Origin of the sequence: Nostoc sp. MS1 (genome assembly GCF_019976755.1) — a bacterium.
GTDB lineage: Bacteria > Cyanobacteriota > Cyanobacteriia > Cyanobacteriales > Nostocaceae > Trichormus.
The window spans coordinates 5,805,234-5,819,414 of the sequence record NZ_AP023441.1 but is presented as its reverse complement, the minus strand read 5'-3'; the positions used below and the strand labels follow the sequence as shown (position 1 = coordinate 5,819,414).

Here is a 14,181-nt window from a genome sequence, read left to right as displayed (position 1 = left end):
GTATTTATTTTTTAGGATAGGAGAAGCTCATAATTATTAGAACTTACACATGAAAACTAAAAATCAAGGGTTTGGGCAAAGGGTATAGGGGTGTAGGTGTTCAAAACCCTTACACCCCTACACCCAGTCTAAACAGACAATCTTATTGCGTAAGTCCTAATTACTATATTTTAAGCTGGCATTGCCTATTTTTTGACTCCAAAAAATAGGGATAAAACTGTTGTCTGTTCCCTACCCCCACTAAAAAACTTTTCAGCCAGCCCTAATTATTTAAAATAACCTGTTTATTTACGCTGAGTGACTGTTCCTATGCTTCCAAATCAGCAGTTTAATATTGGTAATATTGTTAGCCTTGCTAGCTATCTATATCGTTCAAATTTTAAAAAATTTTTTCGTTTGTCATTATTTGCCCATTTATGGCTAATAGTCCCGATTTATGGATGGGCAAAATTTTATGCGTTCGCTGGTTTAATTTCCCGTTTAGTGTTTTGTGAAATTAGTGATCAGCCTGAAAGCTCAGAAGTTGCAAAAAGTCAGATTAAAAAAAGATTTTGGCAGTTTCTCATAACTGCAATTATAGTTATCTTAATATGTTTAGTAAAATTTTTATTTTTTTACATTGGACTTTCCATAATTGGGGGAATAATATATGCAGTATTAGCGATGTTTTTTGGTGCTATATCTCAACCAATCAATCGAGCAAATCCCTTTGGCAATACTATATTTACAATCATCCTTATTCCGATAGCTATAGCTATTTATTTCAGCCCTCTGTGGTTTTATTCGCGTTTCTTCATCACTGATTTGCCTTTAGCAATAGAAGATGATACTAACTTCATTGGCGCAATTAAGAGAAGTAGACAACTAAGCAAGGGTTTAACATGGCGGATGATTGCCATTATATTCCTATCATTTGTAGTTACTTTACCTATACAAATTTTAGGATGGATGATTTATAGTATAGGATTCAGAGTTTTAATACAACTAATTTCTCTATTGCTGTATAAAGATTGGGCTAATGAAAATGAAAGGTTTATCAGTGTATTATTCCTGATGATTTCAAATTTAATCAATGGCATAACATTGATGCCATTTTGGCAATCTATTAAATCTGTAGTCTATTATCAAATTATTTGTCGTCAAGAAGGGTTTGATTTAAAAATATGCGATCGCACTATTGAAATAACATCTGATGAGAATAAATAACTTCCTAAAGCAGCCACAGCCCGCAAGTGCAAGCTTACAATCATGTATTCTTTCTCATAGTCTGCTGGTTGAGGGAATGAGTAATAAAAATGGTGTTATGACTTTTTTATTTTCATCTCAGCAAAAGTATTGCAGCTAAAAGCTGTTTCATACCGTACTGGTTGCTATATTAATAAAAAACTGCGTAAAAGGTTAATAAAACAGTTAAACTAGCTTTATGGTCTAGTTCTTATTTAACTACATAATTAATGTTGTCAATTTGTAACTATATTTTTTAATCTTTTACTTTCAGGAACAAGCTGGTGGTTTTGGTGGCGAAGCTGCTGATGCTTACACAAATATGTTTGGTAGTTCTACCCCTGCTTGAAATGAAACCTAATGTATCAACTATTGTATCAGGATTAAAACTCCTCACTTTCCAAGGCATAACAGTTATTGCTGGAGACATAGTTATCGCAACTGTGGAGGGGGAGATATTACGGTGTGATGCTGATAGAAATATTACACCTTGGATTAATATATTTAATTACGGTATACCTACTGGCATTGTTAGTTATAATGATGGGCTTGCTGTAGTGCTGTCAGGGCAAGAATCGGGACACTTTTTAATGCGTGTGACACCGCAGGCTCAAGTCTCGCTTGTTGCTGAATTATCCCAAATTGTTGGGGAATTTGGAGCGCCTTTTGGGGTGTCAGTCCACAAATATTATTACCCTTATTACATAGTTGCAGCTTCTACAGATGTGATAGGTTCAGCAGGCTTGGTGGCGCGGGTAAGTCCTTCGGGACAAGTAAGTATATTGACCCGTCTACCAAGCTCTTGTTTTGGTATTGTCGGAAATTATCCTGATGTAGAATCGAATGTAGGCGATGGCCTACACCCCTCCGTAGCCCATCGCATCGTGGTAACACAAGAAGATGGTCGTCTTCTAGAAGTGAGTTTATCTGGTAAGGTGACGGAAATAGTTAATCTTCAGGAAATTGGCTTGGGTTTTCCTTCAGGTATCGCTTGCAATCAAGATAGTTTAGCAATAACTACTAGTACTGGATGGGTAGTATTAATCGACTCGCAAGGAAAATTGTTACCTTTAATTAACCTTGTAGATGTAAGTGTGGGAGAACCGACTACTATCACCAGTTTTGGAAATGACTGGGTTGTGGCGACAAAAGCAGGTGACTTACTGCGCCTCAGTTGAATTACTGGCTTGTGGCTAGATTTTCACCCACAACAATTTTGTAGTCAAAAGCCAACAGTTAGCATGGTGCGCCAGTATGAATATTTTCTTTGTATAGCTAGGGTCTTTCATACTGACGCACCCTACATATTGGATATTTTTTTATCACCAGTAAACTAATCCAAAATCCAAAATCTAAAATTGTATTAGCTGCGGTGATTACAAATATTTTTGCAAAAATAACCCTAATTTTTCCTTAGTAGCCGCAGGTGCTTTTTCTAAATTGGTCAAAACTGCATATTTCAAAGCAGAATGAGCCTCACTATGTGGAGGATTTGCACTTAAACGGCGCACGGTTTCTTGAATAACTTTTTGGGCATTAACAGCGTTGCGCTGCAAGTTACCAATGACCATTTCTACAGTTACGCTATCGTGGTCGGGATGCCAACAATCGTAATCTGTAACTAATGCCAAGGTAGCATAGGCAATTTCCGCTTCTCTGGCTAACTTCGCTTCTGGTAAATTGGTCATACCGATGATGGTTGCACCCCAGCTACGATAAAGATTTGATTCTGCTTTGGTGGAAAATGCAGGGCCTTCCATGCAAACATAAGTACCGCCTCTGTGGAGGGTGACATCTGGTAAATTTAAGGATGCGATCGCATCGGCTAAAACGCCTGCTAGATTTTTACAGATGGGGTCGCCAAAGGTAATGTGAGCTACAATACCCTCACCAAAAAATGTAGAAACTCGGTTCTTAGTTCTGTCAATAAATTGGTCTGGAACCACCATATCTAGTGGTTTAGCTTCTTCCTTTAAAGAACCCACCGCACTAGCGGAAATTAAGTACTCCACACCCAATTGCTTCATTGCGTAGATATTAGCACGGAAGGGCAATTCTGAAGGTAAGAGCGTATGATTACGACCATGCCTAGCTAAAAATGCTACTCTTGTTCCATCCAATGTTCCTAGAATCAACGCATCAGAGGGGGAACCAAAGGGCGTTTTAATTTGTACTTCTTCAACATCTTTGAGGGCTTCCATTTTGTAGAGACCACTGCCACCAATAATCCCAATCTGTGCGTGAGCCATGAGTTTAACCTGTTGCTGACTGAATTGCCTAGTTATTTTACCGAAAAGGCGAGTATCACAGGAGGCATAAAACTCTTAACTATTGAGCATCCGTGATTCGGTATGCCTACCCATGTCAGACTTTACAAGAAATTGTTATTCTCTGAAGAATAAATTTAAAAAATAAATTTTGGTGAGGAATATGCAACTTACTAGCCCCTCAACCCAAATCGCTTTAGAATCAGTGTTTGAGCGTATATTTGCTATTGGCAGAATTTCGCGTCGTGACCAACAGTTATTAATGTCCACGCTCCTGTCTAAAGAAGATTTAGACGAAAAAGAGCGGCAGCAAATAAACCGCATATTTGCTGCCTTACAAACAGGATTACTCAAAGTAGTAGATTAATAAGAAGGGACGTACTTCTGTGCGCCCCTTCTTTATTTAATCTTGGGGATGATTTTGGGGAAACAAGTAGGCGATCGCAGCCCAACCTGATACCGTAAGTAAGCTCACCAAGAATGTAGCTAGGGCAAAAGTCAACATAATAGTTATTCCCAGAGCCTGCATAATGGGGATGTTGGCCGTGTACTTTTAAGCTAACAGTCTGATATGACGTAGATGCCACCTGCTTGTGACAATCGTTTGTAAGTTTTGTGGATAGGAAGATGGCAGAATATATTTCTTTCTATTGACTACTTGGCACTCATCACAGGCTGAACGCCGCGCTTTTGCGCTTCATACCAATTCGCTAAAAAAGCTATCCCAATTTGAGATGTAAGTTGAAAATCTCTTGGATTTTTTGATGTACATTTTCCTTACTCAAACTACCATCAACTCTGATGATGCGTGCGGGAGAAGATGCAGCTAAATCTGCATAACCTTTTTGTACACGACGATGGAAAGCAATAGTTTCCTGTTCTATCCGGTCTAATCCTACATTTCCTTTGCGTTTACGGGCTAGTCCAACTTCCACATCTACATCCAGCCAAATAGTGATGTCACTGATTAACCCACCTGTAGCGATGTTGTTAAGTTGATGAATTAAGTTCATATCCAAACCGCGCCCGTAACCTTGGTAAGCAATGGTAGAGTCAATGTAGCGATCGCATAGAACATACTTACCCTGTGCTAACTGTGGTTTAAGTTCTTGGGCTACGTGTTGCGCTCTATCAGCAGCGTATAATAATAACTCTGTCACTTCACAAATGGGTTTATCCTCTGATTTTTCCAGCAACAACCGCCGCAAATCTACACCTAACGCCGTTCCCCCAGGTTCACGGGTGAGAACTACAGAAATGCCCAAACTCTGCAACCACTCTGCACAAAGCTGCATTTGGCTAGTTTTGCCGCAACCTTCTACCCCTTCAAATACGATGAATTTACCATCCATGCTGTTTTTCTGTTCGCCAACATTTTAATACGCTACCAGCAAAATGTTATACAGCAAAATGCAAAGTTAATCGGTTGACTTTTAAATTCATTCAATGAGCTGGGAACTCTAAGTAATGATGTTCAACATAACCGATAATGTCGGAATCTTCTTAGATGCTACAAAAACAGCCCTCTTATCCACACCTAACTAGAAGCCTGAGTGCTGTTGAAACTTGGGGTTTTGGTCTGACAGCACATATTTCTTGGACTGCTTTAGTACCAGCCATTCATGCTGCTTTGGGTTCACAAGCCATTTTTGTGTGGATACCGGCTGTCATCGTGGGAATGTTGCTGAACTATCAAGTTAAAAGATTGGGTGTACATTTTATCGATGTTGCCGGAGGAACACCCAACTATACTACTAAATTACTCAACAAATACCCAATGCTGGCTCGTTATGCTGCTATTGGTTATTTGTTGAACTGGATTTCTTACCTATCAGTTAATACCATCGTACTGAGAGATTTAATTAAAGTAAATTTAGGAATGTTGGGTTTTACCTGCCCAGATATATTGTTAGATATTGGCTTTACCTTGCTACCATTTGTTTTAGCTTTTAGTGGCACAAGGGCGTTAAGTATTCTCCACTCATTTTTTATTATCCCTGCCTTTGGCATACTGATAGTTTTTTGTGTACAAGGTCTGGGTTGGTTGGCTTTTGCCACAGAAAGTCCGGGTTTTTTCCCTCAAAGTTGGTCTAATTTAAGTTTTGTTGATTGGGCAAAGTGGTTTTTCTTTGTTACCTATGCCACCTACAGTTGTGAAACAGCTTCTTCTTTTGTGGCTGATAGTAATCACCCCAGGCAAACATTGCGCTTTTTGGATATCGCCGCTTGGTTGATGCCTCCTATCTTTTGGGGCGGTTCTTGGGTAGTGCTGCGATTAGCCACAGACCCCAATTTGGGTGACAATGCTTTTTTAAATTTAGTGGCAGCTTCTCAACCTTTCTGGGGCAAATTTGCCCAAATAGGCGTGACCTTTTTACTAGTAGCAGCGTGCCTTTTGGGTTCGGCAACGGTGGTTTCTAATTGTCCCAGAATTTTATATCAACTTGCTAGAGATAACTATATTGCACCTGTATTTTCATTTGTTACTAAGCGGGGTGTATTTATTCCTGCTTTAACTTTGACCCTAGTTTATTGTTTTATTTATTTGATTTGGGGAGATGTGGCGCGTATTGTGGCGGTGGGCAATATTGGCTGGTTTGTCTCCTTTATGTTATTGCATTTGGGGCTATGGTTAGAACGCGATCGCCCAGAGGTTTTATTCCCCAAGATTTCTTTAGCCATTCTGCTATTAGAAATAGTAGTGCTGGTAGTAGGTGGAATTGCTTGGGGTTGGGGTAACTTGGTGATTGGGTTAGTGTTTCCTGTTGGTGTGATGATGATTGATGCGGTAGTCCGCTATGTCAGTTTCGGGCCATTTCGCTTGAATTGGTGGATAAAACGATATCAATCACGTTCTGCGGTAGTCGTTAGAGATTTAGTAATTAGCCAAGTCACTACTTTAAGTGTTTTGTTATGCGGTGCAGTGATGGTGGGTTGGTTATTGGGAGTGAAACTGAGTAAAACAGCCCATACCGAAAATAACAACCTGATTGTAGTCTTACTAATTACCGTGGCATTTGTAGGAGTAGCGATCGCCTGTTGGACTAGCTTACCCCAAGTGGTGGCGATCGCTGAAGCAAGAGAAGCCGCCGAACACCTGTTTACTGTGGCGCAGGATGGGATTGTAGTTGTGAATGAACAAGGTAAAATTTGTCAAGCAAATCCTGCTACTGAATATTTGTTTGGCATCAGTCCTATAGAACTTTTGGGGTCACATCTCAACTATTGGTTATCCGCACTAGATTTTTATCCACAAAATTGGGAAAAGCGTAGCGAACAAACTCTTCGTCGTAAATCACAAATTATCATCTTGGAAGTCTCTGTTTCTGATAGACCCCATCAAGATTTTCGGGAATATGTCGTCATTCTCCACGACATTACAAAACGCAAACAAGCAGAAGAAATCTTACAACGTTCAGAAGCCCAATTGCGAGAACAAGCGCAACAATTAGCATCCCAACTTGTACAGAGTGAAAAAATGTCGAGTTTGGGACAGTTAGTGGCAGGAATAGCCCATGAAATTAACAACCCAGTCAACTTTATCTATGGCAATCTCACCCCAGCTAATCAATACATCAAGGATTTGCTAGAAATTTTACAACTCTACCAAAAACATTATCCCCATCCAGCACCAGAGATTGAAAAAACAGCCACAGCTATAGACTTGGATTTTGTCATTGAAGACTTGCCCAAACTGTTAAATTCCATGCAGGTAGGCGCACAACGCATCACCGAAATTGTCCTATCTTTGCGCAACTTTTCTCGCTTAGATGAAGCCGAAATCAAAGCTGTAGATATTCATGAAGGTATTGATAGTACCCTGATGATTCTACAAAATCGCCTGAAAGCCCAAGCTAATCGCCCTGTAATTGAAGTAATTAGGGAATATGGTAATTTACCCTTAATAGAATGCTATGCCGGGCAACTTAATCAAGTATTTATGAATCTGTTGACCAATGCAATTGATGCTTTAGAAGAGTCCATAGTCAACAGTGAGATAGTGCGTTCCTGTCGCCTTGCGTCGGAAAGCAACTATCAAACCCGTGAGGGTCAACAGTCAAAAGTAAATCATAGTGAACTATGGACGATGGATTATGGATTTTTGACTAAACCACAAATTCGCATTCATACCGAAATTAATGACAATCAAGAAGTAATTATTAGCATTGCTGACAATGGTTCTGGGATTCCTCAACAGATCCAACAGCGTTTATTTGAACCATTTTTTACCACTAAACCAGTAGGTAAGGGTACGGGTTTAGGTTTATCTATTAGCTATAAAATTATTACAGAAAAGCATCAAGGAAAAATTGAGTGTATTTCTGCACCAAATAAAGGAACAGTTTTTATAATCACAGTTCCTTTAGTACAGAAGGGAATTGATGAATTAGCAACAGCAAATTAATTGATGAAGAAATCGAGCGTAAACTTAGGTGTAATCTTCATAATACTGTATTATTTATCAGGCTGGCGCTAGGAATTGCTCCAAAAAATCTTACACTCATAGTCCGCTCGAACAGCATTAATATTGCTGTTGTTAATTAGCAGTTTTCGCTTCGATATTCGCATCGATATTCGCATCGACAAAAGCTTCTCGACCAGTAATTAACCTAGAGCGACGATTTCGAGTAATATAATTCCACGCCCACTGAAATACCACTAATATTTTAGTGTCAAACTCGATTAAGAAGTAGATATGAACTAATAGCCAAAATACCCAAGCAAGAAACCCTTGCAGTTTGATGAAGCCTAAATCTACAACAGCTAAATTCTGCCCAATCATTGCCAAACTACCTACATCACTGTAACGAAATTCTGGCAATGTACGATTTTTCAACCGTCGTTTAATCAATTTGGCTACATACTCTCCTTGTTGTTTGGCTACAGGTGCAACACCAGGTAAAGGTTTACCATTTTGATGAGAAAAATTACCTAAATCTCCCACTACAAAAATGTTTTTATAGTCCCTGACAGTCAAGTCTGGTTCTACTATCACACGCCCAGCATGATCGCATTCTACACCTGTACGTTCGGCTAAAATTTGCCCCATTGGCGAAGCTTTTACACCTGCGGCCCACAAGATAGTTTTTGAGGGAATTTGTCTAATTTCTCCATCTTGTTTGAAGGTAACAGTATCATTTTCAATATTTGTTACCCTGGTGTTAGTGTGGATAATTACACCTAAACTTTCCAAAGATTCTTGCGCTACTTGTGATAACTCTGGTGCAATATGTGGGAGGATGCGATCGCCTCCTTGCAATAGTAAAATTTTGGTTTCTGAGGTGTCGATATTGCGGAAATCTTCTTTGAGAGTTTTGTATGCCAACTCAGCGATCGCACCAGATAATTCTACACCTGTTGGGCCTGCTCCCACAATTACAAAAGTTAACAAAGAACGGCGGATTTCGGGATCATTTGTTCTTTCGGCTGCTTCAAATGCTGAAAATATCCGGCGACGTATTTCTATCGCATCTTCAACAGTTTTCAAACCAGGAGCAATATCTTTCCAGTTATCTTTACCAAAATAGGAATGATTAGCGCCTGTGGCAACGACTAATGTATCATAATGTACTACTTGATCATCTAGAATAACTTTTTGCCCTTTTGGGTCAATATCTTTTACTTCTCCCAACAATACTTGTGTATTCTTACTTTTCCTAAGTACAGCCCGCAATGGAGAGGAAATATCACCAGGTGATAGCGTACCTGTTGCTACTTGATATAAAAGCGGCTGGAATAAGTGAAAGTTACGTTTATCGATAAGAGTAATATTTACATTCGCTGTGTTCAGAGTCTTTGCTGTATATAGTCCACCAAATCCACCACCAACTATGACAACTTGATGCGGTGCATTATTTTCAACTGAAACTACCATGAAACATATTCCCTTGTGCTAAGAGCGCTGTTACTTTTCTTAACAAAGATGTAACAGAATTATGATGAGTTTGCAGTTTAATGAGAACAATTTAAAAAACGCTAAAAGTAGCCAAAGTTATTGCTAAATATATTATTAACAGTGAATAGTTTATCTGCTTTTACGTACTCTGTAAGCAAACTAGTAAACTATTACCTATAAGAATTGCATAAATACCTGAATAACCACTTCTATCAAAGAAACTAGAATCATACAACTTGCCTGTAAATCGTACGTAACCATCTGATTGAGTGAAATTTTTTAAAACATTAGGGGAGAATAATTTTTGAGCAACTGGAATAGGAACTCGAACTATTTCTTGGTCAGTTGATGATGGTTTTGCTTGAGGAAGTGAAGACCAATTACTACTACTTTTTAAGACAGCATAAAGGACAGTATCAGTAGGCCCAGGTACATTGTTGTTAGCGATTCCTACTGGGAGAACAATCCATTGCGCACTGCTGATATGTTGAGGCAAATTAATACGATTTTTTAAGGTGGCTAAATCTGTTTTGACCTGAATTTCTGTAGGTTTGATAGCAGGTTTTGAGGATGGTAGAGGTATACAAGCAGTAAGTAATAAAACCAAAATTAAACTTAGATAATTTTTCATTGATTAGCTATCCCAAAACCATTATCAGAAGTTTGGACTCGATAATCTAACCTGTTCATCTTTTCCCTCTTGCAAGTAGTGCTGCAAATTCTCCAATTTAGAGAATTGCGATCGCTATCGACTTTAGCCATGAAATGATACATTAGGTCAAAAGAGAGACAAGCTACTACTACATAGCTTGTTTGCCTTTGATTTGTTGGTTTTGGTGCATTCCCTGTAAGCTTCATGTCACAAGACAATCGTCCCGAACAACCCAATCAACCCCGCCAAAGGGTAAGCCAGCCTGTTTGGAAGGCGGGAATTATTCGTGTGCTGCGAGGGACGATAGGTGTTTTAGAAACCACAGTAGAGAAATTGGAGACAGCACCACCTCCTGGTGCGGAAGGAACTCCCAGCTTTTTACAGCAATTGGAAACAAGATGGAGTAGGTTTTTACTAAAAAGCCGTGCATTTATCCCATCTAATTTATCAAACAAGTTATCAGATACAGCCTTAACTGGGATTATTGCTAGTGTCGCCGTAGTTTTAGTGTGGACAACCACCAATATCTTCACCAACAAACCTACAGAAGTCGCCACCCTTCCCCCAGTAGAGGAAGTTTCCACACCCACACCGACAATTAGCACTCCACCAGAAACAAGCACACCAGAACCTTCACCAGCAGAGGAAATCACCCCAGAAGCAGAAACACCAACTCCATTACCAGAACCAGAAGCGCAAACCCCACCACCAGAACCGGAACCAACACCCACACCAACCCCAGTTATACCTTTAACACCAGAACAAACCTTGATAGCAGCCATTGAAAATCAACTGGCAGAAGTTACCAATAGTCTACGCCCAAGCGGAGACGATGCGATCGCCCCTAGCATCATAAAATCAATTCAAGCCAACTTCCGTACCAGCAGCTTAACCGTAAAAATCAATGATGACTGGTACACACTCAAAGAATCCGAACAAAATAAAATAGCATCTCAAATACTACAACGTTCTCAAGAATTAGACTTTTCCCATCTAGAAATTGTTGATTCTCAAGATAAGTTAATAGCCCGTAACCCCGTTATTGGTAATGAGATGATTATCTTGCAACGACAGAGAACCAGTTAAAAATATACTTTATATAATTGCCATAAATTAGCCACAACAATGTCATAACTAAGGGTTAAATTACCAATACTTTATTAAATCAGTTATCAGTCAGCCAGGGCGTATGGTGAGGAATAAAGAAGCGCCACTCTACGCCTTCCACTAATTGGTGTGGTGTTTTACCAACGTATTTAACTGATAACTGTTCACTGTTAAAAGTAACATTGAGAGCAATTACCGGGCATGATTATCAATCTAGTTCATTAAGGCTGATGTTGGGTTTATTGCTGGGAACCCTACCCCTAATTATCGCAGGCGTAATCCTCAAACCGATGCTCAATGCTTGTAATTCTCCCATGCGCGGATTAGTTGTGATTGGTGCAGCCTCCATTATCATGTCTGGATTGTTAGCGATCGCAGAAAAATGGCGCAGAGGCGAACGCACTTTTGACAAGGTAAGCCTGTGGGATGGTATTTTAGTAGGAATTGCTCAAGCCTTTGCCTTAATTCCCGGTGTCTCTCGCTCCGGTTCTACCCTTACAGCCGGGATGTTTTTGGGCTTGGAACGAGAAACATCAGCTCGATTTTCTTTCCTTTTGGGTTTACCAGCAGTAATTTTGGCAGGTGCAGTAGAACTCCATACCCTCTTCAAAGCGGGGTTAGGTGCATCTGGCTGGTTAACTCTATTAGTAGGTTTAGTTTCTGCTAGTATTTCCGCCTTTGTGGCAATTTGGGGACTTCTACACTACTTAGAAAAACACAGCACTTGGATTTTTGTATTTTACCGTTTTGCAATGGGAATATTTTTAATATTTGCTGTGATGAATAGTTGGTTACAAAATTGATATTGCTAGGAACTGGGTGTGTTAGTTATCAGTGAACATAACCTGATAACTGATAACTGACACAAGTGACAGTTATTTTTGAGAATCTTTTGTTATAAAGACAACATTGAAGTCAGATTTGGCAATATTAATAAGCAAGTGTTTTGTATATGCAATTGGAATATAAGGGTCAAAATCTTCAAGGTCGTTCATTTAAAGGTCAAAACCTAACAAGTGCTAATTTTCAGGGTGCTGATATTAGAGGAGCAGATTTTACAGATGCTAACTTGAGAGATGCAACTTTTTTTCTGGCTAAAGCTGGATTGCCAAATCATTTGCATTTCATCTTATTAATTATTTTATTTTTCATAGGAGCATTATCACTATTTACGGCAGGAGTAGTTGCTGTTTTTGCAGGGGATCAGCTATCACCTGCTGGGCAGATCATAGGTCAATACTTAATATTATTTATCAATCCTATATTGTTGACGATTTTTCTATTGGTGACAATTTATTTAGGATTGAATAAAGCTGTAATCACTATAGTTTTTTTGGCAGTATTTAGTTGTATTAGTCTAATTGTTCTTCAATATTATGAAGCAGCCGCAGCTTTTGCTGGCAATCTCCTCTGGCTATTTACCGTAGGTGTAATTGGGGCTATAATATTTACTTCAGTGATAATTTTAACTAAATATTCATCTGGGATTTTCATAGGTGCAGGCTTTATAGCTTGGGTTATCTCGACATTGATACCTTTGATTTTAGATAAGCCCTATTTCATTATAGTTAAAGTAGCCTTTTCCTCAGCTATTGGAGTTTCGATCAGCATCTATACTAGTCAGCAAGCCATATTAGGAATGCCACAATTAGCTTGGATAAGCTCAATAGCGATCGCTTTTGCTGCTACAGGTGGCACAAATTTTTCTGGTGCTGATTTAACTGATGCTGACTTTACCAGTGCAACTCTCAAAAATACAGATTTCCGAAAAGCGAATTTAACACGCACTCGTTTTTATGAATCCAAAGAACTTGACCTTGCCATAGGTGATGCAATATTAGCGAAACGAGATATTCTCAACTTGCTAGTTAGTTGTCATGGGAGGAATAAATCATATGTTGGTGCAAATCTTCAAGGTGCTAACCTCATAGGTGCAAATTTAGAAGCAGCTAATCTTAAAGGTGCTGATCTTAGTGGAGCCGTTTTTCAAGGAGCTTGTTTAGAGTGGACAAATTTAACTCTAGCTCAAGCTGTAGGTACTGATTTCACCAGCGCTCAAATGACAGGTGCTTGTATAGAAGCTTGGAATATTGAAAGTACAACCAAATTAGATCATATCGATTGTCGCTTTATCTATCTTTTAGAAAATCCCAAACCAGGCACAGATGACAGAGAACGCCGCCCCAGTAGTGGCAACTTTCAACCAGGAGAATTTACTAAATTATTTGAAGAATTATTGAATACTGTCGATTTAATTTTCCGCAACGGTATAGACTGGAAAGCTTTTATTGCCACCTTCAGAAAAGTTCAAGAAGAAAATGGTGGCTCAGATTTAGCTATTCAAAGTATTGCCAATAAGGGTGATGGCGTAGTTGTCGTTAAAGTTAACGTGCCTGATGGTGCAGATAAAGAAAAAATTCACAATGATTTCATGCAGAATTATCAGTTAGCATTGCAAGCTGTAGAGGAAAGATACAAGTCACAATTACAAGCTAAAGATAATGAAATAGTTAGTTATCGTCGCCAAAGTGCAGATATGAGAGAAATCATTAGTTTGTTAGCAAATAAGCCAATTAATGTACAAATTGATAATAAAGTAGAAACTAAAGCCATGACTAATAGTAATGATTCCAGCCGCAATATTAATATTGGGAATATTGGCGGAGATTTTAATGCAAGCGGGCAAGCCTTAAATATAGGTGAAATTAGCGGCAAAGTGACAAACACCATTAACCAGTTACCGCCTGCACCAGCACCGCAACACCCAGGCATCAAGGAATTATTGATGCAGTTGCAAGCAGCAATAGAATCTGAAAAAGACTTAACTCAAGAAGACAAAGCCGAAGCCTTAGAACAAGTAAAAGCCTTAGCAGAAGCTGGCAAAAATCCGCAAGAAGAACCAAAGCAAAAAGCCGCAAAAACTGCACTCAAAGTTTTGAAAGGGACAATTACTGGTTTACCAGCCACTGCAACATTAGTTGAGGCTGTTAGTAAATTATTGCCTTTAATTTCTAAATTGTTGAGTTTCGGGTAAA

The 14,181-nt window shown here is 39.1% G+C and carries 12 protein-coding genes; 7 read left to right on the top strand and 5 right to left on the bottom strand.

The genetic code is table 11. The annotated features are described in order from the left end of the window. Positions 1–309 precede the first annotated feature (309 nt). A complete protein-coding gene (locus NSMS1_RS25020) occupies positions 310–1,206 on the top strand; it encodes a hypothetical protein (RefSeq protein ID WP_224087384.1) in 897 nt (298 codons plus the stop codon). A 368-nt stretch (positions 1,207–1,574) separates the two neighbouring features. Beyond that, on the top strand, positions 1,575–2,402 hold the full coding sequence (locus NSMS1_RS25015; protein WP_224087383.1) for a hypothetical protein: 828 nt from the start codon (positions 1,575–1,577) through the stop codon (positions 2,400–2,402). 198 nt (positions 2,403–2,600) lie between these two features. Here the strand turns inward: NSMS1_RS25015 and NSMS1_RS25010 are convergent, their stop codons facing one another. Next, positions 2,601–3,473 carry an S-methyl-5'-thioadenosine phosphorylase gene (locus tag NSMS1_RS25010; protein ID WP_224087382.1) on the bottom strand — a complete coding sequence of 291 codons (873 nt, stop codon included), beginning with the start codon at positions 3,471–3,473 and terminating at the stop codon, positions 2,601–2,603. 181 nt (positions 3,474–3,654) lie between these two features. Here NSMS1_RS25010 and NSMS1_RS25005 point away from each other — a divergent pair, with 181 nt between their 5' ends. Further along, entirely contained in the window at positions 3,655–3,858 is a 204-nt protein-coding gene (locus NSMS1_RS25005; RefSeq protein ID WP_224087381.1) for a hypothetical protein, read from the top strand. A 352-nt stretch (positions 3,859–4,210) separates the two neighbouring features. On the opposite strand, the gene tmk is transcribed toward NSMS1_RS25005, so the two are convergent. Next, positions 4,211–4,843, bottom strand: coding sequence for a dTMP kinase (gene tmk, locus NSMS1_RS25000; protein ID WP_224087380.1), 633 nt, complete (start codon positions 4,841–4,843; stop codon positions 4,211–4,213). Positions 4,844–4,998: 155 nt separating this feature from the next. On the opposite strand from tmk, the gene NSMS1_RS24995 reads away from it, so the two are divergent. Next, positions 4,999–7,896 carry an amino acid permease gene (locus NSMS1_RS24995; protein WP_224087379.1) on the top strand — a complete coding sequence of 966 codons (2,898 nt, stop codon included), beginning with the start codon at positions 4,999–5,001 and terminating at the stop codon, positions 7,894–7,896. 132 nt (positions 7,897–8,028) lie between these two features. Here the strand turns inward: NSMS1_RS24995 and NSMS1_RS24990 are convergent, their stop codons facing one another. The 3 genes from NSMS1_RS24990 to NSMS1_RS24980 form a co-directional block, all read right to left on the bottom strand. Next, positions 8,029–9,366: an NAD(P)/FAD-dependent oxidoreductase gene (locus tag NSMS1_RS24990; protein WP_224087378.1), complete on the bottom strand. Its 1,338-nt coding sequence runs from the start codon at positions 9,364–9,366 to the stop codon at positions 8,029–8,031. A gap of 160 nt (positions 9,367–9,526) precedes the next feature. After that, the gene (locus tag NSMS1_RS24985; protein WP_224087377.1) at positions 9,527–10,018 is read right to left on the bottom strand and encodes a hypothetical protein; all 492 of its coding nucleotides are present in this window, start codon (positions 10,016–10,018) and stop codon (positions 9,527–9,529) included. Further along, positions 10,015–10,245 carry a hypothetical protein gene (locus NSMS1_RS24980; RefSeq protein WP_224087376.1) on the bottom strand — a complete coding sequence of 77 codons (231 nt, stop codon included), beginning with the start codon at positions 10,243–10,245 and terminating at the stop codon, positions 10,015–10,017. Before NSMS1_RS24980 ends, NSMS1_RS24985 begins: the two co-directional genes overlap by 4 nt. Here NSMS1_RS24980 and NSMS1_RS24975 point away from each other — a divergent pair. The 3 genes from NSMS1_RS24975 to NSMS1_RS24965 all read left to right on the top strand — a co-directional run bounded on the left by NSMS1_RS24975 (position 10,244) and on the right by NSMS1_RS24965 (position 14,180). Beyond that, positions 10,244–11,125, top strand: coding sequence for a hypothetical protein (locus NSMS1_RS24975; RefSeq protein WP_224087375.1), 882 nt, complete (start codon positions 10,244–10,246; stop codon positions 11,123–11,125). The two genes, NSMS1_RS24980 and NSMS1_RS24975, sit on opposite strands and share 2 nt — an antisense overlap. Before the next feature lie 113 nt (positions 11,126–11,238). Next, on the top strand, positions 11,239–11,949 hold the full coding sequence (locus NSMS1_RS24970; RefSeq protein ID WP_224095348.1) for an undecaprenyl-diphosphate phosphatase: 711 nt from the start codon (positions 11,239–11,241) through the stop codon (positions 11,947–11,949). A gap of 149 nt (positions 11,950–12,098) precedes the next feature. Continuing rightward, complete coding sequence (locus NSMS1_RS24965) at positions 12,099–14,180, top strand: pentapeptide repeat-containing protein (RefSeq protein WP_224087374.1); 2,082 nt, start codon at positions 12,099–12,101, stop codon at positions 14,178–14,180. Position 14,181 lies beyond the last annotated feature (1 nt).